This window comes from Acetobacter sp. (genome assembly GCF_047723915.1).
Lineage (GTDB): Bacteria > Pseudomonadota > Alphaproteobacteria > Acetobacterales > Acetobacteraceae > Acetobacter.
In genome coordinates, this window is sequence record NZ_JBDOBQ010000003.1 from 112,348 (window position 1) to 134,423 (window position 22,076).

Annotated in this window: 19 protein-coding genes; 10 read left to right on the forward strand and 9 right to left on the reverse strand. The window is 65.5% G+C overall.

Annotated features, from left to right (window positions below; translation table 11 throughout):
- Nucleotides 1–93: 93 nt before the first annotated feature.
- The 3 genes from ABF990_RS03545 to ABF990_RS03555 all read right to left on the reverse strand — a co-directional run bounded on the left by ABF990_RS03545 (nt 94) and on the right by ABF990_RS03555 (nt 5,156).
- Nucleotides 94–1,602: a Ppx/GppA family phosphatase gene (locus ABF990_RS03545; protein ID WP_415491166.1), complete on the reverse strand. Its 1,509-nt coding sequence runs from the start codon at nt 1,600–1,602 to the stop codon at nt 94–96.
- Between the two features lie 90 nt (nt 1,603–1,692).
- A complete protein-coding gene (locus ABF990_RS03550) occupies nt 1,693–4,197 on the reverse strand; it encodes an RNA degradosome polyphosphate kinase (RefSeq protein ID WP_415499936.1) in 2,505 nt (834 codons plus the stop codon).
- Nucleotides 4,198–4,349: 152 nt separating this feature from the next.
- Nucleotides 4,350–5,156: a chromosomal replication initiator DnaA gene (locus tag ABF990_RS03555; RefSeq protein ID WP_415491165.1), complete on the reverse strand. Its 807-nt coding sequence runs from the start codon at nt 5,154–5,156 to the stop codon at nt 4,350–4,352.
- A gap of 106 nt (nt 5,157–5,262) precedes the next feature.
- On the opposite strand from ABF990_RS03555, the gene purM reads away from it, so the two are divergent.
- The 6 genes from purM to ABF990_RS03585 all read left to right on the forward strand — a co-directional run bounded on the left by purM (nt 5,263) and on the right by ABF990_RS03585 (nt 12,638).
- Nucleotides 5,263–6,345, forward strand: a complete 1,083-nt coding sequence (gene purM / locus ABF990_RS03560) for a phosphoribosylformylglycinamidine cyclo-ligase (protein WP_415491164.1) — start codon at nt 5,263–5,265, stop codon at nt 6,343–6,345.
- On the forward strand, nt 6,342–6,977 hold the full coding sequence (purN, locus tag ABF990_RS03565) for a phosphoribosylglycinamide formyltransferase (RefSeq protein ID WP_415491163.1): 636 nt from the start codon (nt 6,342–6,344) through the stop codon (nt 6,975–6,977). The genes purM and purN overlap by 4 nt, the downstream gene beginning before the upstream one ends.
- Nucleotides 6,978–7,096: 119 nt before the next feature.
- Entirely contained in the window at nt 7,097–8,410 is a 1,314-nt protein-coding gene (locus ABF990_RS03570; protein ID WP_415491192.1) for an RsmB/NOP family class I SAM-dependent RNA methyltransferase, read from the forward strand.
- A 138-nt stretch (nt 8,411–8,548) separates the two neighbouring features.
- On the forward strand, nt 8,549–9,253 hold the full coding sequence (rpe, locus tag ABF990_RS03575) for a ribulose-phosphate 3-epimerase (protein WP_415491162.1): 705 nt from the start codon (nt 8,549–8,551) through the stop codon (nt 9,251–9,253).
- An 85-nt stretch (nt 9,254–9,338) separates the two neighbouring features.
- Nucleotides 9,339–11,501, forward strand: a complete 2,163-nt coding sequence (locus ABF990_RS03580; protein WP_415499937.1) for a heparinase II/III family protein — start codon at nt 9,339–9,341, stop codon at nt 11,499–11,501.
- 9 nt (nt 11,502–11,510) lie between these two features.
- Nucleotides 11,511–12,638, forward strand: a complete 1,128-nt coding sequence (locus tag ABF990_RS03585; RefSeq protein ID WP_415499938.1) for a glycosyltransferase family 4 protein — start codon at nt 11,511–11,513, stop codon at nt 12,636–12,638.
- A gap of 72 nt (nt 12,639–12,710) precedes the next feature.
- On the opposite strand, the gene ABF990_RS03590 is transcribed toward ABF990_RS03585, so the two are convergent.
- The 3 genes from ABF990_RS03590 to coaE all read right to left on the reverse strand — a co-directional run bounded on the left by ABF990_RS03590 (nt 12,711) and on the right by coaE (nt 14,797).
- On the reverse strand, nt 12,711–13,286 hold the full coding sequence (locus ABF990_RS03590) for a hypothetical protein (protein ID WP_415499939.1): 576 nt from the start codon (nt 13,284–13,286) through the stop codon (nt 12,711–12,713).
- 222 nt (nt 13,287–13,508) lie between these two features.
- On the reverse strand, nt 13,509–14,183 hold the full coding sequence (gene dnaQ / locus ABF990_RS03595) for a DNA polymerase III subunit epsilon (protein WP_415491158.1): 675 nt from the start codon (nt 14,181–14,183) through the stop codon (nt 13,509–13,511).
- Complete coding sequence (gene coaE, locus ABF990_RS03600; protein ID WP_415491157.1) at nt 14,180–14,797, reverse strand: dephospho-CoA kinase; 618 nt, start codon at nt 14,795–14,797, stop codon at nt 14,180–14,182. Before coaE ends, dnaQ begins: the two co-directional genes overlap by 4 nt.
- Before the next feature lie 316 nt (nt 14,798–15,113).
- Here coaE and ABF990_RS03605 point away from each other — a divergent pair, with 316 nt between their 5' ends.
- Nucleotides 15,114–16,421: an amidase family protein gene (locus tag ABF990_RS03605; RefSeq protein WP_415499940.1), complete on the forward strand. Its 1,308-nt coding sequence runs from the start codon at nt 15,114–15,116 to the stop codon at nt 16,419–16,421.
- Nucleotides 16,422–16,443: 22 nt separating this feature from the next.
- Here ABF990_RS03605 and ABF990_RS03610 read toward each other — a convergent pair whose 3' ends face one another.
- From ABF990_RS03610 to ABF990_RS03620, 3 genes are all read right to left on the reverse strand, one after another.
- On the reverse strand, nt 16,444–17,370 hold the full coding sequence (locus ABF990_RS03610; protein ID WP_415499941.1) for a shikimate dehydrogenase: 927 nt from the start codon (nt 17,368–17,370) through the stop codon (nt 16,444–16,446).
- Nucleotides 17,367–18,131, reverse strand: a complete 765-nt coding sequence (locus tag ABF990_RS03615; protein WP_415491190.1) for an N-formylglutamate amidohydrolase — start codon at nt 18,129–18,131, stop codon at nt 17,367–17,369. The genes ABF990_RS03610 and ABF990_RS03615 overlap by 4 nt, the downstream gene beginning before the upstream one ends.
- 130 nt (nt 18,132–18,261) lie before the next feature.
- Nucleotides 18,262–18,573 carry a hypothetical protein gene (locus ABF990_RS03620; RefSeq protein WP_415499942.1) on the reverse strand — a complete coding sequence of 104 codons (312 nt, stop codon included), beginning with the start codon at nt 18,571–18,573 and terminating at the stop codon, nt 18,262–18,264.
- Nucleotides 18,574–18,983: 410 nt separating this feature from the next.
- Here ABF990_RS03620 and argH point away from each other — a divergent pair, with 410 nt between their 5' ends.
- From argH to lysA, 3 genes are all read left to right on the forward strand, one after another.
- On the forward strand, nt 18,984–20,444 hold the full coding sequence (gene argH / locus ABF990_RS03625) for an argininosuccinate lyase (protein ID WP_415491154.1): 1,461 nt from the start codon (nt 18,984–18,986) through the stop codon (nt 20,442–20,444).
- The gene (locus tag ABF990_RS03630) at nt 20,441–20,584 is read left to right on the forward strand and encodes a hypothetical protein (protein ID WP_415491153.1); all 144 of its coding nucleotides are present in this window, start codon (nt 20,441–20,443) and stop codon (nt 20,582–20,584) included. The genes argH and ABF990_RS03630 overlap by 4 nt, the downstream gene beginning before the upstream one ends.
- A 148-nt stretch (nt 20,585–20,732) precedes the next feature.
- Nucleotides 20,733–22,076, forward strand: coding sequence for a diaminopimelate decarboxylase (gene lysA, locus ABF990_RS03635; RefSeq protein WP_415491152.1), 1,344 nt, complete (start codon nt 20,733–20,735; stop codon nt 22,074–22,076).

The following is a 22,076-nucleotide window of genomic DNA, read 5'->3' on the forward strand; positions in this document are numbered from 1 at the left end:
GGGCCGGACGGGTCAGGGGTAACGGAAACCACCATACCCCAGAGGCCGCAGGGGCCACGCGTTCCGGGCCGGGGCTTTTGAGCGGAACGGGCTCTAGCGGCCCGGCAGGTCCACGGCAAAGCGGGTCGGCACGTCCAGCGCCTGACCCAGCCGCTCCAGCCCGCGCCTTACCCCCTCGCCCTTGACCGCCACCCGCGCGGAGGTGAGCGTCAGCACCAGTTCCGGCCCCTGCCACGCAAGGGATGTGCCGTCCAGCAGAATACCGGCCCCGCCCGACAGCGAGTAAGCCAGCCGCAGGGCCAGCCCCACCGCCACCGCACTACGCCATTGGGCCTCGTTCAGCAAAAGGCGGGATGTGCCAAGGAACGGGGCGGACAGTTCGGCCGAATACCGCACCGCCAGCGCAAGGGAAAGCCACGCCCGGGCCTGATGGTCGAACCCCGCCCCCTGCACGCGCAGAACCCGCCAGTAGGTCTGCTCGGCCCGGTATTCGGGGTGATCGTGGCTGCCAATATCGGACAGATAACACGCAATGCGGCGCAGGTAGCGGTCCCGGCTGTTTTCGGCGGGGTTGAGGCAGTCCGTCCAGTCATGCAGCACCGCGGGCAGGGTGCTGCTGCGGCCCAGACGGTCACACATTTCGCGCGCCACGCTTTCCATAGGGTCCTGCGCCAGACGGTCCGGGGCGACATTGAGCATGTACCACCCTTCGCGCAGGCCATCGACACAGAACACCACCCTGTCGGGCTGAACCTTGCGGATAAGCCTGCGCAGGACAGTGGCCGCGAACGGCACGTCGTCCAGGCGTTTGCGCGGCGCACCCGGCAGGCGTTCGAGAGTGCGGCGGGGGGCTGTCAGCAGCCAGGATGTCAGGTCGTTGGCATCCTTCGCCTCAAGCGTGTAATAATGCACGATGTTGAGCGGATACTGCTTACGGGCAATATCCAGCCGGGCCAGCGCGCGGAACGCGCCCCCGACCAGGTACAGCGTGCTGCCCTGCAGGTGCTGCAGCCACTTGACCCCGCCGATATCCTCATCCGCCAGCTGGCGGGCTTTTACCAGATCGCCCTCCGCCCTGTCGGACAGGCGGATCATGCCCAGCGGCAGGGTCGTGACATCGTGCCGGCCCTGCGCGTTGAGGTGAATGAGTTCGAGCGACCCGCCGCCCACATCGGCCACCACGCCCTCGGCGCCCGGAATCCCGCACATGACCCCAATGGCGGAATGATCGGCCTCTTCCTCGCCGGAGAGAATACGCACGCTCACACCCGGCATGGTGTCGCGCAGCATGGCGACAAAGGCCGGCCCGTTTGCTGCGTCCCGCACGGCGGCGGTCGCCAGAATTTCAAACGGATCGGCCTGCATGGCCTTGGCAATGGCATGAAAACGGCTGAGCACTTCCACCGCCATGCCCACGCCTTCCTCGTTCAGGCGGCCTGTCGCGGTCAGCCCCCGACCAAGGCGCAGCACGGCTTTTTCATTGAAAATCGGCATCGGATTGCGGGACACACCCTCGAACACCACAAGCCGTACCGAATTGGACCCAAGGTCCACCACTGCTGACCGCTGCTGCATATCCGCTCCCTTTACCGTCACTGCCATGGCAGAAAACCCCTCTGCCCGGCAAGGTACGACGGCAACGATACCCGCCCGCCCATGCCCCGATCGCACACAAACCGGGGCATGCAGCACTCAGATATCAATCATCAGATCCTGGGCTGATGACAGGGATGCAGGAGCCCGGATAGGTGTTTCATGCGCGGCGGACCCCCGGCCCGACAGGGAGGGATGGGTCATGAACCATTCATGCGCGGAAAACGGCTTGTTGCCCGCCGTCAGCCGCCGCCATACGCCGTTCTGCTCCAGAATCCAGGACTGGAGATTGTCACGCATGTTGGAAACCATGATCTGGTCCAGCACCTGCGCGTGCACGGTGGGGTTGGTGATGGGCACCATGCTTTCGACCCGCCAGTTCATGTTGCGGGTCATCCAGTCGGCGGAGGAAATAAAGACTTTCGCATTGCGCGACGGCAGCCGGTGGCCATTGCCGAACACGAAAATACGCGAATGTTCCAGAAAGCGCCCGACCACGGATTTGATCCGGATATTCTCCGACAGGCCGGCAACACCCGGCCGCAGGCAGCAGATCCCGCGTATGACCCCCACGATCTTCACCCCCGCGCAGGATGCGCGATACAGCGCGTCTATCAGGTCGGGGTCGACCAGGGCGTTCATTTTCAGCCAGATCAGGCCGGGCCTGCCCGCCTTGACCTGTTCCATCTCATCCTCGATCAGCCCCAGCAGCGTCTTGCGGATGGTCATGGGGGAAAAGGCGATTTCCTCCATCTGCGCGGGCATGGCGTAGCCCGTCACGTAATTGAACAGGCGCGCGGAATCGCGGGCAAGAGAGGGGTTGCAGGTAAAAAAGGACAGGTCGGTGTAAATGCGCGCGGTAATGGGGTGGTAGTTGCCCGTGCCGAAATGGGCGTAGGACCGCACCACGGCCCCCTCGCGCCGCACAACAAGGCTGAGCTTGGCATGGGTCTTGAGGTCGGCAAAGCCGAACACCACCTGCACGCCCGCCGCCTCCAGCGCGCGGGACAGGCGGATATTGGCTTCCTCGTCAAAACGTGCGCGCAGTTCCACCATGGCGGTTACGGATTTGCCGGCCTCTGCCGCCTCGATCAGCGCCTTGACGATGGGGGAATCGCGCGACGTGCGATACAGGGTCTGCTTGATGGCGATCACGTTGGGGTCGAGTGCCGCCTGGCGCAGGAACTGCACCACCACGTCAAAACTCTCGAACGGGTGGTGCACCAACAGGTCCTTGGCGCGGATGGCGGCAAAGCAGTCGCCGTTGAAGTCCAGAATCCGTTCGGGAAAACGCGGCGTATAGGCGGGGAACAGCAGTTCGGGGCGATCATCCACGATCATCTGCCGCAGGTCGGCCACACCGATCATGCCCGAATGCACGGCTATTTCCTCGGGCGGGAGGTCAAGATCGGACGCAATGGCGTCAGCCAGTTCGGCGGGGACACGCTTTTCCATGTCCAGATGAATGACCACACCCCGGCGGCGGCGCTTGAGGGCGGTCTCATACGAGCGCACAAGGTCTTCCGCCTCGTCCTCGAATTCGACATCCGTATCGCGGATCACGCGCAGCACGCCGCTTTCCCCCACGGTCAGCCCCGAGAACAGGCGGTCCATGAACAGGGTTATCAGGTCCTCCAGCCGGATGAAGCGCACCGGCGGCGGGGGCGGCACCTCCGCCGTGGCGTCCGTCGCCGGTACGGCCAGGGACTGCGCGGGAGACGGCATGGGGGTCGGCAGGCGGATAAAGCGCTCGATCTGCGCGGGCAGGAGAATGAGCGCGTTCATCGCGAACAGGCCCGTATCCGCGTAGAGCAGGCGCAGCCCAAGAGCCAGCCCCATATTGGGAATGAACGGCAGCGGGTGGGCAGGGTCCACCGCCAGCGGTGTCAGGACCGGGAAAATACGGTCCATGAAGCATTTCTGCAGCCAGTCGAGATCGGCCTCGTTCAGGTCCGCCGTTTCGCACAGTTCCACGCCTGTCCGGGCAAGGCTGGGCCGCAGTTCCGTCCAGATACGCTGCTGGGCGCGCAGCAGGCGGGCACAGCGCTCACGCACGGCCTCGAGCTGCTGGGCCGGTGTGCGGCCATCGGGGGAGAGCTTGGTCAGTCCTTCGCGCTGCTGCCCGACCAGCCCGGCCACGCGCACGGAATAGAATTCGTCCAGATTGCTGGCGCTGATGGCCAGAAAACGCAGACGCTCAAGCAGCGGGTTCCGGGCGTTGTCCGCTTCCTCCACCACACGCTGGTTGAAGTCCAGCCAGGACAGTTCACGGTTTATGAACCGTTCGGGGGAGGTCAGGGTAATCTGGCGTTCGGCTGTCCTGCGGCTTTTGCCGCCTGACGTGCCGCGACCTGCCACAGCCTTGCTCCCTGCGGTTTTTGACACGGCCACCTTGTCAGCGCCCCCTTTTGCGGCTGCCTTAGCAACCGGACGGCTTTTGGCGCCGCCTTTTTCAGCCGCCTTGCCCCCTGCCCTGGACGCAGCCCCTTTACCAGGCACCTTTCTGGCCGCTTCACCCTGGCCATTTTCACCTTGCGCGAGCGCCTTGCTGGCGGGCGACCGTGCTCCGGTTTCGTGTTCCGTCGTATTGTCCTGAGCCGTCATGTCGCCTTGCCCCCAAATACCATGCAGCACGCTCCGCCGCGGATCATGCAGAATACATCCCGGCTCACTGCCATTTCGTAAAAAGCATAATGCAAATCATGCCGCGCAGGTAAAGCGCACCCTCCCGTCATAGAGCGGGTGTCTTAAAACGATCATATATCGGCGCTCTCATCCTCACGTTTGTGCAGGTTTTCGAGAACGCTGGCGGCAAGGCCGCGCGTTACCCCGCCACCCGTAGCCAGGGCAGCCTCGTCCAGCATGGCAACACAGTCCCGTACGGCCCCCGCACTGCGGGGCAGGCGGCGCAGCAGCCATTCCGTCACCTGCGGGGCCACCACAAGCTGGCGCTCGGCCAGCAGCCGCAGCAACAGGCGGCGCAGCAGATCGCCCGAGGCCTGCCCCAGTGGCACGGCCGCGGTCGCCCGCAGGCGGCTGAGCAGGTCAGGCAGGGAAAAAGGCCAGCGCGACGGCGGCAGGCGCGCCGCCATCAGCAGGGCCATGCGCCGCTCGCGCGCCAGATTGATCAGGTGCAGCAGGTCCTGTGCGCTGGGGACTGTATCGGCATTGTCCAGCGCCATGGCCCTGAACCCGCCTTCGGTCAGCAGGGTCACGACATCGCGTTCGTTCAGCCGGCTGCCCTGCAGAAGCGGCGCACCGTAGCGCCCGGCCCAGACGGAAAGAAGATGGGTCTTGCCGGTGCCGCTTTCCCCCCACAGGGCCATGCGGCCTTCGGGCCAGCGGCTGGCCGCCTCGGCATCCAGCACCCAGGCGCGCGCCGCCGCGTTGGACGGAGCCGCCACAAAGTCGGAACGCCCGAATCGGGGGCGATAGGCAAAGGGCAGACCGATCTGTTCCGCGCCCGCAGGCTCGGCGCGGGTCACCTCCCGCCCCCGCTGGCCGCCACTTGAAGGGCCAATAGGGGCGTTATCGGGGCTGTTTGTTTCATCAATCCGTGTCATGCCGCTTTGCGCGCCGCGTCTCCTGCCTTAAAGACTGTTCGCGGGAATGCTATCTCACCACGTTCCCGGCATCGACCTTATTCTCATTCTGACCAAGAGCGCACGCATGACGTCTTCCCCTCGCCCCCCCTCATCCGGTCTCACCTATCGTGACTCCGGCGTGGACATCGAAGCGGGCGAAGCCCTGGTTGACGCGATCCGCCCGGCCGCCAAGGCCACGGACCGACCCGGCACCATGGGGGGGCTGGGCGGATTTGGCGCCCTGTTCGACCTGAAGGCGGCAGGCTTTACGGACCCGGTGCTGGTTTCCTGCACCGACGGGGTGGGCACGAAGCTGACCCTGGCCATCGACAACGACCTGCACGAAACCGTGGGGATCGACCTTGTGGCCATGTGCGTGAACGACCTGATCGTGCAAGGCGCCGAACCGCTGTTCTTTCTCGACTATTTTGCCACCGGCCGCCTGTCCGTGGCCAGTGCGGCCAAGGTGGTGCGCGGGATCGCCCAGGGGTGTGAGCAGTCGGGCTGCGCGCTGGTCGGCGGTGAAACGGCTGAAATGCCGGGCATGTATGCCGACGGACATTATGACCTCGCGGGCTTTGCCGTGGGTGCCGCGGAACGCCATGCCCTGCTGCCCAAGAACATTGCCGCGGGCGATACGCTGATCGCCCTGCCCTCCTCCGGTGTGCATTCCAACGGTTTCTCGCTGGTGCGGCGTATCGTGGCGGACGCCCATCTTGCCTGGACGGACCCCGCGGCCTTTGCCCCCGGCCAGACCCTGGGCGAGGCGTTCCTGACCCCGACGCGCCTTTATGTACAGTCTGTGCTGGCGCTGCACCGGGCCGGGCTGCTGCATGGCGCGGCCCATATCACGGGTGGGGGCCTGCCGGGCAACCTGCCGCGCGTGCTGCCCGAAGGGCTGGATGCCGTGATCGACCAGCCCTGGCCCGTGGCCCCCGTTTTCAAATGGCTGGCCCGCACCGGCAATGTGGATGACGAGGAAATGCTGCGCGTGTTCAACTGCGGCATCGGCATGGTGCTGATAACCCCCGAACCCGAGCAGGCGCTCGACCTTCTGCGCGAAATGGGCGAAACCCCCGCCGTGATCGGCCGCGTCGCCAATGCCGCGACCGCCGTCAGCAAACCCGGCCTGCAAATGCTCGCGACACCGGATTTCCGCGCAGCATGACCCTTCCGCGCAGCACGGAGCGCACGCCTGTCGCCATTCTCCTGAGCGGGCGGGGCAGCAATGCCACCGCCCTGATACACGCAGCACAGGACCCCGCTTTTCCGGCCCGCATCTGCCTGGTTCTGAGCAACCGGCCCGAAGCCCCCGGCCTGGATATTGCACGCCAGGCAGGCCTGCCCACACTGGCCATAGACCACCGCCCCTATGGCAGGGACCGTGCCGCCCACGAACGCGCTGTTCATGCCGCGCTGGAAAACGCAGGGGCCGAAGCGGTCTGCCTTGCAGGGTATATGCGCCTGCTGACCCCGTTCCTGACACAGGCCTGGGCCGGGCGCATGCTGAACATTCACCCCAGCCTGCTGCCATCTTTTCCCGGCCTGCATACGCATGAGCGCGCGCTGGAGGCGGGTGTGCGCGTGCATGGCTGCACGGTACACCTTGTAACGGAAGGCATGGACGAAGGCCCCATTCTGGGTCAGGCCGCAGTACCCGTGCTGGCAGGCGACACCGCCGAAACACTGGCCGCACGCGTCCTGCAGCAGGAACACCAGCTTTACCCGCAGGCATTGCTGCATTTCCTGACCAACCACCCCCCCTGCGCCAGCAGTGCAGACGCCCTGCTGGTGGCCTGAGCCCTGTCATGACATCATCCGACCGTCCAAGCCGCCCCAAGACACGTGGCCCCTCCACCCGCAGCCAGGCCGCACGCGGCCCCGCCTCCGGCAATCCGGCGCAGGGTGGCCAGCCCCCCATGCGTGATGGCGCAGCAGGCGGAAAGCCACGCCACAAGGGCCACTCGCCCACCCCGCCCGACCCCACGCGCGATGTCGCCTTCGATATCCTGTGCGGGGTGGTCGAGCACCGCCGTATGCTCGAAAACAGCCTGACCCGTTCGGCCGCGACCCACAATGCGGAACCGCGCGACCGCGCGGCGGCGCACCGGATCGCGGCGGCAACGCTGCGCCATATGGGCACGCTGCGCACCGCACTTGAGCCATTCCTGCGCAAGGAACCGCCCGAACCGGTGCGCGTGGCGCTGATGATGGGCTGCGCGCAGCTTCTGTTCCTGCAAACCCCACCCCATGCCGCCGTGGGCACGACAGTCTCGCTCCTGCGCAGGCGCAAACTTGCCCCCTTTGCCGGGCTGGCCAACGCGGTGCTGCGCCGCGTCACCGCCCAGGGCGAGGCCGTTCTGGACGGGCTGGACCAGCCCCGGCTGGATATTCCCCCATGGCTGTGGAGTTCATGGTCGACCTTGGGTGCGGGCGTGCCCCGCGCCATTGCCATGACCCTGGGCCACGAAGCCCCGCTCGACATCACCCTGCGCCCCGGCGCCACCGCGCCCGAAGGCGGCGTGGAACTGCCCAACGGATCATGGCGGTTCGAGAGCGGCACACGGGTAAGCGAACTGGCCGGGTATGAAGACGGCGCGTTCTGGGTACAGGATGCGGCAGCCACCCTGCCAGCGCGCCTGCTGAACGTGCAGGACGGCGAACAGGTCACGGACCTGTGCGCAGCCCCCGGCGGCAAGACCGCGCAGCTGGCCGTGACCGGGGCGCATGTCACCGCGGTCGAAAACAACCCCGCCCGCATGGAACGGCTGGCTGAAAACCTGGCGCGTCTGCGCCTGCCGGTCAAAACCGTGCAGGGCGATGCCACCGCCTACACCCCCGACACACCGCAGGACGCCATTCTGCTGGACGCACCGTGCTCGGCCACCGGCACCGCGCGCCGCCACCCGGATGTGCTGTGGGTCAAACGCCCGCGTGACCTCGCGGCCCTGACAGCCATGCAGGACAAAATGCTTGCCGCAGCGCGCGATATGCTCAAACCCGGCGGCAGGCTGGTGTATGCCGTATGCTCCCTGCAGGAAGAGGAAGGACCGGCCCGCGCCCGTGCGGCCGAGGCCATGGGACTGGTGCCAAGCCCTTTCACCCCCGATGAACTGCCCTTTTTGCCCGAAGCCATAACGCCGGAGGGCTGGCTGCGCACCCATCCCGGCCTGTGGGCCGAGCAGGGTGGCATGGACGGATTTTTCGCGGCACGCTTTACCCGCCCCGCCTGACCGGGTGGGTGCTGCCCTGCGGCGCCCACAGGGGCCGAACGCCACAAAGCGTTTGAAAAACCACGCACGGCCCGCGACACTGGCAGCCCCGACACCCATTCAGCCGTTGTCTTTATCTGCATTTCGGACACACAGACCATGCGCCCTGTTTCTTCCCCCCTGATCGCACCCAGCCTTCTTGCTGCGGACTTCACCCGGCTGGGGGAAGAAATCGAGGCCGTGGCCATGGCCGGGGCGGACTGGATCCATCTCGATATCATGGACGGGCATTTCGTACCCAATATCTCGTTCGGGCCAGCCGTGGTCAAAGCCCTGCGGCCCCGCACCACCCTGCCGTTCGACGTGCATCTGATGATCGCACCGGTCGACCCGTATCTGGAGGCGTTTGCAAAAGCAGGCGCAGACCAGATTCTCATTCATATCGAAGCCGGGCCGCATACCCACCGCTCGCTTCAGCTTATCCGCGACCTTGGGGCAAAGCCCGGCATCGTGCTATGCCCCGCAACCCCGCCCGAAGCCATTGCGGAAGTGATGGATCTGGTCGATGTCATTCTGGTCATGACCGTAAACCCGGGTTTTGGCGGCCAGAAATTCCTGCACAGCCAGCTACCCAAAATTGCCCGCCTGCGCGACATGATTACCCGCAGCGGGCGCGCCATTCACCTTGCGGTGGATGGCGGGATCGACGCCGCAACGGCACCACTTGCCACCCGGGCAGGGGCCGATGTGCTGATCGCGGGCAGTGCCGTTTACGGCAGGCCGGACTACGCCGCAGCCATGGCGGCCCTGCGGCCTGACGGCGCGACACAACCGCAGGCGGAATATTTACCTCTGCCACGCTGATGCCACGCTCTGGCCAAACATGACGGACACACTGTAACCTAGCAAGGCTGCTGCACCACCCGAACCATGGAGTTCTGACCCGCTGATGTCTTTACGCCACTGGACCCGTGGAGCCCGGCTAAGCTACGCGTTACGCAACCCTGTCGGCGGGTTCGCCCGCATACCCGATGCCCCGGCCATTGTGCTGCGCGATCTCTGGCCGGGTAATGCCGCGACAGGGGAACGTCTGGTGCGCAACCGGACCGAGTTCGACGGTGTGGCCCGCGCGCTCAAACCCGGGCAGTGGGACGACGCGGCCTGGCCCGTTGCCTACCGGCGGTGGTTGCAGGGCTTTACCTGGTTGCAGGACCTGCGCGAACTGGGCGCGGATTCCGCACGGGTCAGGGCCCGCACTCTCGTGGGCCACTGGCTGCGCCAGCCCCCCATGGAACGGGCACTGAGCGACCCCGCCATTACAGGCACGCGACTGGCCGCGTGGCTTGGATGTTACGAATTTTTCGCCGCCTCGGCGGATGACCGGTTCCATCACAACCTCATGGCCTCGTTCATCATGGAGGCGCGTTCCATAGCCGCCCTCATGCCCGAGGCCGTGTCCGGCTGGCGTGCCCTGAGCGCGCTCAAGGGCCTGCTGGCCGTGGGCGTATGCCTGCCCGACTACCCCGAGTTCCTGTCGCGCTATCTGCGCCTGATCGACGACACCCTGGCCAGCCAGATCCATGCCGATGGCAGCCATTTCAGCCGCAGCCCGGAAGAGCAGTTCCAGACCGTACGCGAACTGGCCGAAATGCTCTACATCCTCCAGATGGCCAAACAGCCCGTGCCCACCGCGCTGCTGGACGCGGCAAACCGCGCGGCCCCCGTGCTACGCGCCATGCGCCATGCCGATGGCGGGCTGGCCCTGTTCAACGGCAGCACCGAACGCGACCCGCAACTGCTCGACCATGTTCTGGGCCGTGCGTCGCGCATGCGGGTGGTTGCGGCCAACATGCCCGAAAGCGGCTTTGTCAGAATGACCAGCGGCCGGGCCCTGCTGCTGGTGGATGCCGGAGCGCCCGCCCCGACGGATTTCAGCCAGTCCGCGCATGCGGGCATGCTGTCTTTCGAATTCTCGTCCGGGCGGCAGAGGCTTGTCGTCAACTGCGGGGCCAGCCAGCGGCCCGGCTGGGCCGATGTCCTGCGCTACCCCGCAGCCCATTCCGTGCTGGATATGGCAGGAGCCACGCCGCTGCGCTTCGAGCCCGATGGCACGGTGGCGAACCCGCCCCGCGTCACCCGGTCGCATGTCACGCATGACGGCGCGCACTGGCTGGACATGACCCATGACGGCTACAAACGTCTGGGCAAAGGGCTTTATGACCGCAGGCTGTATCTGAGCAAGGACGGGCAGAGCCTGCGCGGCGAGGAAAAACTGCGCGACGCAAAACAAGATGCCTCTTTCTGCCTGCGCTTTCACCTGCACCCCGATATCACGGTCGAGCCTACCCCCGGTGGCTGCCTGCTGCATGCCGAGGAGGAAAGCTGGCAGTTTCTGTCCGACGCGACAATCAGTGTGGAAGAAAGCGTTTATCTGGGCCGTGGAGAGGTAGAGAACACACGCCAGATCGTGCTGAGGTTGCCCTCTCTGGCCACGGCGGGCGAACCTGCGAACCCGGCAGACCCGACCGAACCTTCGGCCGAACCCCAGACGGGGCTCCAGGCGGGGCCCCAGACTGGACCCAAAGCTGACAATCAGACTGGCCATCAGACTGGCCCCGGAAGCGAAACCCGAAATGGGGCCCGGATTGGACCGATGGGTGAAACCGCGCCGGGTGCGGCAGGGCATGGCACAGGCGAAATCTCCGCCCTGCCCGCACAACCCCACGGGGCCGAACCCGCCGCCACCCCTGAAAACGCAACCGGGCCGAAACCCGGGCCTGAAAGCACGCCCGCAGGCACCGCTCTCCCGTACACGGTGCAGACGGACAGCGTGGCAGGCCACACGCCGCCGCAGGGTAAGCAGTTGGATGGGCAGCAGGGTAGCCTGCCCCTATTCCCGCATGCGGGGGCACCATCGGGCATGGAGGCCGGATCGACACCCCACCAGCCCCCCCCGCTCGCGACAGCAGCATACTCCCATACGGCCGCGGCCGACGCACCGCCTGTCGCCAAAACCGAATCGGTTCAGCCCTCCAGACGCCCCACCCCACCCAAGGCTGAGCCACCGGCGCCACGCACCATTCACTGGGCGCTAACCCTTGTCAGCCCGTAAAAAACCGGCATGAAAATACTGGAAATCACCAACGTCGATTTTTCGCTGAAGCATTTTATCCTCCCGCTCATGCGGGCCCTGCGCGCTCAGGGGCATGAGGTGGTGGGCGTCTGTGCAGATGGCGATCTGCTGCATGACATACGGGCAGAAGGCTTCCGGGTGGAAACACCCGCTCTGGCACGGTCTTTTTCGCCCCGCGCGCAACTGCGCGCCTTTGTGGCACTCATCCGGCTGATCCGCCGTGAAAAGCCAGACCTCGTGCATGCACATATGCCGATCAGCGGTATTCTCGCCCGGCTGGCAGCAAAACTGTGTGGCGTGCCCTGCATTGCCTATACGTGCCACGGTTTCCTGTTCAACCAGCCCGGATCGCTCCCACGCCGCGCCCTGTCGCTGATGCTGGAAATACTCTGCGGTCACGTGACAGACCTGTACATGACTGTCTCGCGCGAGGAGGCACGGGACGCGCGGCGACTGCATATTCACCCCAACCCGATCGCCATCGGCAATGGTCGCGACAGTGCTGTTTTCCACCCCGATCCCGCGGCCCGCCAGCGCATCCGCAGGGAACTGGGCACGAACGCGGCCACGCCGGTCATTATCGCGATCTCGCGGCTGGTGCGGCACAAGGGCTACCCCGAACTGCTTGAGGCCATGCGTGACGTGCCCGACGCGGAACTGTGGATCGTGGGGGAACGCCTTGCCTCAGACCACGGAACGGACCTTGGGGACTATCTGGATCAGGGGCAGCGGCACCTTGGGGACAGGCTGAAAATCCTGGGATACCGGACGGATATTGCCGCCCTGCTGGCCGCAGCCGATATTTTTACCCTGCCCAGCCATTTCGAAGGGCTGCCCATGTCCATTATCGAGGCCATGCTGACAGGGCTGCCCGTTGTCGCCACTGACATACGCGGCCCACGCGAACAGGTTGAACACGCGCGCACCGGTCTGCTGGTGCCCCCCGGTACCAGCAGACCGCTGGCCGCAGCCCTGAATGCACTGGTTTCGGACCCGCAAAAGGCGGCCGCCATGGGGGCCATGGGTCGCGAAAAAGCACTGGCGCAGTTCGAGGAACGCCATATTATCGGCAGGACGGTTCAGCTTCTTGCCCAAATAGCAGGCGAAAGCCCCTAGCCCCGCAAACTGCGCGCTACGCGGCTGACCGGCAGAACCGACACTGGTGACAGCGTTGGTGCGCCGCCGCAGTTAATGCGCGGCCTTGCTTTCGGGCGTGCCAGCAGCCGGGTTCCCGCCCGGTGCAGGTACGGCAACAGATGCACTGCCCGGCGCGGTCTGGCCCGATGGTGCCGTTTCAGCCTGCGGGGTGGCGGCAGGCGGCGCATGCACGAAGCGCACGGTCAACCGCGAAGGTGACGCCGCGAAACGCCCGCCCGAACGGGTTTCCTCCAGCCGGATGCGCACGCCGTCGTTATTTTCCATGAGCGAGCCGGAAACACCTGCGCCGATCGTTGCCTCGCCCGAAAGAGCCCAGTACGTGCCCTCGAAATCCTCGACCCGTTGCAGGTTGTAGACCTTGCCCACGCTGGTGCCCGACGAAAACCCTATGGCCGCGGCAGAGGCCCCCCGCACTTCGAACGGATAGTGGCGGCCGCCATAGCTCAGCACCCCGTGCCCCCAGGTGTAACCCACCCCAAGGCTTGCCGAACTGGAACTGAATGTGACCTCAGCCGTAACCGGACCCAGTGGCGTCGCATGGACAGGTGCTGCCCATACCCCGCACAAAGCGAGCGTAACTGCGAGACGGCTGGATGCTGGACGCATCGGGTAAGCTCCCTGTTTCAGCGGCGGAACATGCGGCGGGCGGCTTTTTTCGTCCCCGGTCCCGGTGGCGGGGCACCCCGGGTATCCACAACGAACAACGGGGCGAACCGCCCGGCAGAACAGGCGCTTTTTTCTTCTGGCCGCTCAAGCATGGCACAGGCGTCACACTCTGCAAAGCCCTTTCAGGCAGCATCCGGGCTGTGTGGCCGGACGGACAAAAAGTCACGCATTCCAGACCGGATCTTTCAGTTTTTCGACAAAAGCCGTGTGCCGGGCCAGTTCCGCATCCGTGGGGCTGATCCGGATCACGCGGCGTTCAATGGGGCCGTCATACGTCACAGCCGGGGCCTGCCCGCCTTCGGCCACCAGGCCCAGCCCGTGCTGCCGCCCCCCCATGAGTTCGATATACACCTCGGCCAGCAGCTTGCAGTCCAGCAGGGCGTTGTGGGTGGTGCGGGCAGACAGGTCTATGCCAAAGCGCCGGCACAGCGCATCCAGGCTGTTGGGCATGCCCGCAAAGCGCTCGCGCGCCATGTCCAGCGTATCGACCATGCGGCCCATATCCAGCACGGGGTGGCCTGCCCGTGTCAGTTCCGCGTTCAGGAAGCCGAAGTCGAACCGTGCATTATGGGCTATCAGCGGATCTTGGCCGATAAACGCGAGAAAATCGGCCGCCACTTCCGCGAATTTCGGCTTGCCCTGCAGGTCGGCCAGCGTAAAGCCATGCACGCGGCTTGCCTCCTCCGGCACGTCGCGCTCGGGGTCGAGCAGGACATGGAAATTACGCCCCGTCGGCAGGTCCCCCACCAGTTCAAGGGCTGCGATTTCAATCACCCTGTCTCCGGTTGCGGGGTCCAAGCCCGTGGTTTCCGTATCGAACAGAATCGAGCGTTTCATGCCTGTTGTCTCCTGGTCAATTGTCTTGGGGCAAAACAGTTCCGGGCAAACTGGCGGGCCTGCCGCCGTGTATCGCCCAGCGCCCCGCCGGTATACAGGACCGTATCGGCCATAAGCCGCCGCCGGGCATCGGGCATCTGCCGGGCTATCAGCCTGCTGGCCTCAGCCGCGCTCATGCCCCGCCGTGCCGCCACCCGGCGGGCCTGCACCCAGCGCGGGGCCGACACCACCAGCACATGGTCGCACAGCCGCTCTGCCCCGGTTTCGAACAGGAGGGGAATATCCAGCACCACCCAGCGCGCGCCCCGCCTGCGCTGACGGGCCAGAAACCGCGCGCGCGCCAGACGCACCTGCGGGTGGATAATGGCCTCCAGTTGCCCCAGCAGGTGCGGTCGCGCCATGACAGCCCGGCGCAGGGCCGCACGGTCCAGCCTGCCTCCGGCCATGGCGTCTGGCACCAGCTTTGCCATGGCGGACAGCACTGGCCCCGGCTCGGACTGGAGCTTGCGCACGACCGCGTCGGCATCGAATACGGGCATGCCGGCACGGGCCAGCATGGCCGCCACCGTGCTCTTGCCCATGCCCATGCCGCCTGTCAGGCCCAGTATTTTCATGACCCTGTTTTCATGATCCTGTCTTCACGACACTCTTCATAAGAGCGGTTTCTTCATGCTGCTCCGTCACACGTTTTTGTCGTGCGGCCGCTCAACGTCGCAACACCTTCCGTCTCCAAGGGTGGGAACCGCACCGGATAATCGGTCTTTCAACCGCTCTGGTGGGGATACAATGCGACAGGGCAACCCGCCATCAAAACTTCACCCGGCTGGCTGAACCCGCCCTGCAAATACCTGCCCGAACGGGCTTCTTGTCTTTACGGTTACGTAATAATCATGCAGCGTCCTGGAACGACCTGAACCGGAAAACGATCACGTGACCTTATCCTTTGTGGCCAGTTCCCCTGCAGCCAGTTCCCTTGCGGCCAGCCCACTTGCGGCCAGCCTTGAACGGGCAGAAAGCCTGAACGCCATTGCCAGCATGGACATGGCCGGTATCGAGACGCATGGCGGTCCGCTCGTTCTGGTCAAGGACAACATCGCCACACGCGGCATGCCGCTCACGGCCGGTTCGCCATTTTTTGCCGATGTCGTCGCCAAGACCGACGCGACTGCCGTAAGGCTGCTCCGCGCGGCAGGGGGCAACCCGGCGGTCAGAACGACATTGCACGAGCTCGCGCTGGGCATTACCGGCGTCAATGCCTGGAGCGGCCCCATTCTCAACCCGTTTTGTGCGTCCCGGGTGGCCGGTGGGTCCAGTGGCGGGTCTGCCGCTGCGCTGGCGGTGGGGTTGGGCGATCTTTCCCTGGTGACGGATACCGGGGGCTCCGCACGTATTCCCGCAGCCCATTGCGGTGTTATCGGTTTTCGCCCCACAACAGGCCGGTACCCTGCCGACGGCGTGGTACATCTTTCCCCCAGCCGTGACACGATCGGACTTATGGCGCGGGACTTACGCTGGATCATCTGGGCCGACCGGCTTCTGAGCGGAGAAACCACCCTCCCCCCAAGCCAGACAGCGCCTGTCATCGGCATTATGGAGGCCAGCACGCTCGACACGCTGGAGCAGCCCATTGCCATGGCCTATCGCCGCCTGTGCGACAGGCTTCTGCACGCGGGCTACAGCCTGAAACCGGTCAGCCTTGAACACGTCGCCCGGCTTGACGGGCAATGCGGCATGACGATCGCCGCCCACGAGACATTCCACGCTCTTTCCGCCGCCTGCGCAACCCTGCGGGAAAGCCCGTTCGACGCGCTGGTCGCCGCCACGGCCAGTGCCGATGTGGCGGCAGTGCTGCAAGGCTGCGCGGAACAAGCACTTGCCGCACCGCGGGACTACACCCAGGCCATCGGCGTTGGCTGGCCTGCATTGCACGCGGCGTTCAGGGCGGTCTTTGCCGGAGTGTCGGTCCTGCTGACACCTACCACCCCGTTTCTGCCCCCCGCTGTCGCGCAGACTGGCGTTGTCACACCGCAGGGGGAAAACCTGCCGGTTTTTCCGGCCTATAGCCGTTTCACCCGCCCCGACAGCATGGCGGGGCTGCCGTCGCTTTCCTTCCCGGTAGAGGCGGGGCAGCACGCCCTGCCCATGGGCATGATGCTGTCGGCACCGCGCTGGCAGGACAATGCGCTGCTGCGCATCGTGCAGGATATTCTGCACACACTGGAACGGAGCGCGGGTTAGAAGGGGCGAGACGCCGGGGCATTCAGCCCCGCAGGCTGCCCAGCACATGGGCCTGGGTGGCGTCATCCACCTGCGGTTCCACCCCGAACCATGCCGTAAAGCCCAGCCGCGCCTGATGCAGCAGCATGCCAAGCCCGCCCACCGTCGCCAGCCCGCGTTCCCTCGCCTGAGCCAGAAGCGGCGTTACAAGCGGAACATAGACGATATCAGCCACTACCAGCCCCGCACCCGCCTGTGCGAAAGACGGGCTGAACATCGGGTCCGGTCCGCCCTCCATACCCAGCGATGTCGTATTCACCAGCAGGCTGTAGTCTCCCAGCCGGTTTTCCCAACCGTCCCACGCCACCACCCCCAGAGCGGGCAAGGCACTGGCCAGTTCGCTGGCCCGGGCGGCGGTGCGGTTGCTGACATGCACGTCCATCCCGTGCCGGAGCAGGGCCGCTGCAACCGAACGCGCGGCCCCGCCAGCACCCAGCACCAGTGCTCGCGTGCCGGAGCGGATGGCATGCCCTTCGGCCTGAAGGCTGGCGACAAACCCGTCCCCGTCTGTTGAGAGGCCGCGAATTTTCCCGTCATCCTGAAAAATCAGCGTATTGACCGCCCCGGCCTGAAGGGCGGAGTCGTCCAGCACATCGGCCAGACGGTAGGCTGATTCCTTGTGGGGAATGGTGACATTCGCGCCCCTGAACCCCGCAGCCTGCAGGCCGCGCACCGCAACCTCGAACGTGCCCGACTGTACAGGCAGGGGTACATAAACACCGTCCACCCCGTAACGACGCAGCCAGTAATTGTGCAGAACGGGGGAGCGGGAATGGCTGACCGGCCAGCCGATGACACCCGCCAGACGCGCCTTGCCGGTAATGATCTGGCTGGCCGGACCCGCATGTTCGCCCAGGCTCTGCCGGGCCGTATTGCTACCCGGCAGGGCGGATGTCGCGTGCGTTGTCATGTATTATCTCCATACCGGTCGCAGAAGTCACGCCACGCCATGGGCAGCAGGCGGGCCAGACGATCTGCCCATTCGGCCTGCCCGTCTGGCCGGGCTATCAGATCCTGACGGATTTCCAGTTCGATATGGGGCAAGGCGCGCTGTTCGCCATGCAGCGGAATGGTGTAGTCCGATGTCTCGGTCAGGGCGTAGGGTTCGTTGTCCCCCACGGTCAGCCCGTCCTGCCGCAGCAGGTCCAGCATGATATGGGCCAGCCGCGAATCCCTGTTGTGCAGAACCCCCGCATGCCATGGCCGGGCTTTGCCACGCATGACCGGGGTAAAACTATGCAGCGCCACCACGGCTGTCGGCTGGCCACGGTCCGCGCGGGCTGCCAGTTCCTGGCGGATACGGTCGTGATACGGATGCAGGATTTCCTGCTCCCGCCAGGCAATATCCTGCGCGCACAGCCCGTGGTTGCCCGGTACTGCCGTGCCATCGCTTTCACGCACGATGGAAGTCGGGTGCCCGGGTGCGCGGTTACAGTCGATCACCAGCCGGGAATAGACCTGTTCGATCAGCACCGCTGGCAGGGCATCGGCCAAGGCCCGCCCCACACCGTCTATGCCGATATCCCAGCCGATATGGCGCGCGCGTTCGGCAGCACTCACCCCCAGATCGCCCAGCAGGGGGGGAATAGCCTGCCCTGCATGGTCGCTGACCAGCACGAACGGGCCGCCCGTATCGTGCCCGTATACGGCAAAACTTGCCTTTGCAGCCATGGCGGCCAGTCCGTCAGCTGTCATGAACTGCTGCCTCGCCCCCTGCTGTTCCCCCTGTCATGCGCCCCCGTCATGCGCCCCTGCCCCGTATCCTTTGGTCCGGCGTTCCATCCATTATGAACCGTGTGCTTCACAGGGTCGAAGACACAACCACGGCGGCAAGGTCGGCCTGCGCGCGCACCGTACCCGCATCGTCCCCGCCAAGGGCTTCCGCGTCCAGTCCGCTCCCGTCCAGCGCATAGACCAGATAGGCCGGGTCCGTGGCGTTCAGCGCGTCCTCACCGGCTTCGTCATAGCTGTGTGCGGCGACATATTCCGGCCCGCGCATTTTCTCTTCCAGACGACGCACGGCGGCAACCGGACTTTCGGCCCGGATGACCTCAAGCAGCACATTCGCGCCCGGATCGATCACACCAAAGGTTGCAAGCTTGTCTGTCGTCATGGTCCGTCAACTCCATCAATGTCTTTGCACAGTCTAAGCAGAAAAATGCGCCCTGGCCCATCCCCGCCAGCCGGCACGCGTGCAGGGCTGCCGCGCGTGGCGCAACACAGCGCTGCTTTGCAACGTTGAGGTGGCCATGACGGCCGCACAGGTCATGGTGACGGGCCCGGTCATGGAGCCCCCGCAGGATCTGACATGGAACCTGCGGGGGAGCCAGTCGCGGAATCAGTCATGGCATCAGTCATAAGAAATCAGTCACGGGGCCTGACATTGGGGGACCAGCCATTCGGGCTGCGATGTTTGCACCAAAGACGCCGCCCCGGTAGGGTACGTGCTTTGCATTCGCGCGCGGGCGGTATAAATCCGGCACACAAAGAATGTGCACGCAGTCGAACAGGTAAGACCAACATATGTCCTTGAGCAGCCAGAGCAACGCGGAACCGGCCACACAGGGCCATGCCAATGTCCAGTGGGGTGGCCGCTTCGCCGGTGGTCCTTCCGAGATCATGCAGGCCATCAACGCGTCCATCGGCTTCGACAAGGTCATGTGGCAGCAGGATATTGAAGGGTCTCTGGCGCATGCGGCCATGCTGGCCCATGTCGGCATCATCACCCCCCAGGACGAAGCCGCCATACGCCAGGGGCTGACCGCCATCGGGCAGGAGATCGAAGGCGGGTCTTTCGTGTTTTCCGAAGCGCTCGAAGATATTCACATGAATATCGAAGCACGGCTGTCCGAACGGGTAGGGGAAGCCGGCAAGCGGCTGCATACCGCACGTTCGCGCAACGATCAGGTGGCGACCGACTTCCGCCTGTGGGTGCGTGACGCCATAGACGGGCTGGACCGGCAGGTGGCCTCGCTCATGCGCGCGCTGGCCCGCCGGGCGGAGGAACACGCCGCCGATCCCATGCCCGGCTTTACCCACCTCCAGACCGCCCAGCCCGTGACCTTCGGCCATCACCTTATGGCCTATGTGGAAATGCTGGCCCGCGACCGGGGCCGCCTAGCCGACACCCGCCGCAGGCTGAACGAATGCCCGCTGGGGTCGGCCGCGCTGGCCGGCACGTCCTTCCCCATCGACCGGCGCATGACGGCGGAACTGCTGCGGTTCGACCGCCCGACGGCCAATTCGCTCGACGCCGTGTCGGACCGGGATTTCGCGCTGGAATTCCTGTCCGCCCTGTCGATCATGGCCATGCATCTCTCCCGCATGGCGGAAGAAATCGTGATCTGGTGTTCGTCGCCGTTTTCTTTCATCCGCCTGTCAGACGCCTTTACCACCGGCTCGTCCATCATGCCGCAAAAGCGCAACCCGGATGCGGCTGAACTGGTCCGGGCCAAGACAGGCCGCATGACCGGCAGCCTTGTGGGGCTGCTGACGGTCATGAAAGGTCTGCCGCTGGCCTACGCCAAGGACATGCAGGAAGACAAGGAACCCGTGTTCGCCGCGACCGACGCCGCCGCCCTGTGCCTGGCCGCGTGTGACGGCATGGTGCGCGACATGACCGCCAACACGCAGCAGATGCGCGCTCTCGCGGGTTCAGGCTATTCCACCGCCACCGACATCGCGGACTGGCTGGTGCGCGTGCTCAAACTGCCGTTCCGCACCGCCCACCATGTCACGGGCCGGCTGGTGGCCCGGGCTGAGGAAAAAAACATCGGCCTGGCGGAGCTGAGCATCGAGGACATGCGGGCTGAAGAACCGGGTATTACAGAAGACATCTATTCGGTCCTGAGCGTGGATGCCTCCATCGCATCCCGCACCAGCGAAGGGGGCACAGCCCCCGACAACGTGCGCACGCAGGCCCGCCGCTGGCTGCACGCCCTGGAGGCGGAAAGTGCCGGAACGCCCGCGGAGTCCCGCCCGTGAACGCAAGGCTGATGCTGGGGCTGGCGCTGGCCACGTTCCTGTTCCTGCCGCTGGCGGCCTGCGGCAAGGTCGGCTCGCCCCACCCGCCGGGGCCCGCCAGCAAGATCACCTACGGGCGAAGCTACCCGCCCGATGAATAAGGCGGCCACCTGCCTCCGGGGCCTTGTCCGAACGGGCCTGCTTGCCCGCAACGGGGGCTGGGCCCCATAGTTCCTGCGGGCGGCCACCCCGGCGGCCGCCCTGACACACCAACCGACATCGTGTCTGTTCCAAGGCTTTGCTCGCCTCATGGCTGATTTACCCACCTACACGGACCCCGACCCCACAGGGGCGGAACTGCTTGCCACCCATCCGCACCTGCGCATGGACCCCACCTGCGGGCTGATGCTCGAAGGCGTGGCCCTGAACGCCATAGCCGACGCCGTGGGCACCCCCTGCTGGGTGCTGGGTGGCGGCACGCTCAGGCGCAGGCTGGCCCGCATGCAGGCCGCCATGCGCGATGCCGGGCTGGACGTCAGCATTCATTACGCCGTCAAGGCCAATGACCACCTGGCCCTGCTGTCCCTTGTCGGGCGCGAAGGCTACGGGGCCGATATCGTCAGCGGCGGGGAACTGGCGCGCACGCAAAAAGCCGGTATTGCGCCCGCGCGCATCGTGTTCTCGGGCGTGGGCAAGACCGATGCGGAGCTTGAACGGGCCATAGGGCTGGGTGTCGGCCAGATCAACGTCGAAAGTGCCGAGGAACTGGCGATCATTTCCGCCATTGCCACCCGCATGGGCAAAACGGCGCGCGTGACCCTGCGCGTGAACCCCGATGTGGACGCGAAAACCCACGCAAAAATCACCACCGGCCTGGCCGACAACAAGTTCGGCATTCCGTTCGACGACGCCCATACCCTGTACGCCCGGGCCAGCAGCCTGCCCGGTATTCAGGCCCTGGGGTTTTCCACCCATATCGGCAGCCAGATCCTGACAACCTGCCCATACCGCGCAGCCTATGCCAGGGTCGCGGAACTGGTTCGTGCCGTGCGGGGTGCCGGGCTGGAGGTCAGCACGGTAGATTGCGGCGGCGGCCTTGGCATTTCCTACCGCACGGAAGCCGAAGGCCAGCCCGAAGCACTGGCCGGCGCCATCCGGGCCGAACTGGGCGATCTGGGTGTGCGACTTGCCATAGAGCCGGGGCGCTGGCCCGTGGGGCCCGCGGGCGTGCTGCTGAGCAGCGTTGTCCTGCGCAAGGAACAGGGTATGGCGGTGCCGTTCCTGATTACCGACGCCGCCATGAACGACCTTGCACGACCCAGCATGTACGATGCGTGGCATGGTATCGTGCCGCTGGCTCCCCACTTCGCGGGGCAGGCCGTCGTCCCCACGCATGTTGTCGGCCCGGTCTGCGAAAGCGGGGACACCTTCGCCCGCGACCGGCTGCTGCCACCGCTGGCACGCGGCGAACGTGTAGCCATTCTCGACACCGGGGCGTATGGTTCGGTCATGAGTTCGACCTACAACAGCCGTCCGCTGGCCACGCAGGTTCTGGTCGAAGACGGAGAGTGGAAAGTCATACGCCGCAGGCAGGCGGTGGAGGAGCTTTGGCAGGATGAAGTCATACCGACCCGCACCACCGAACAGGCATGA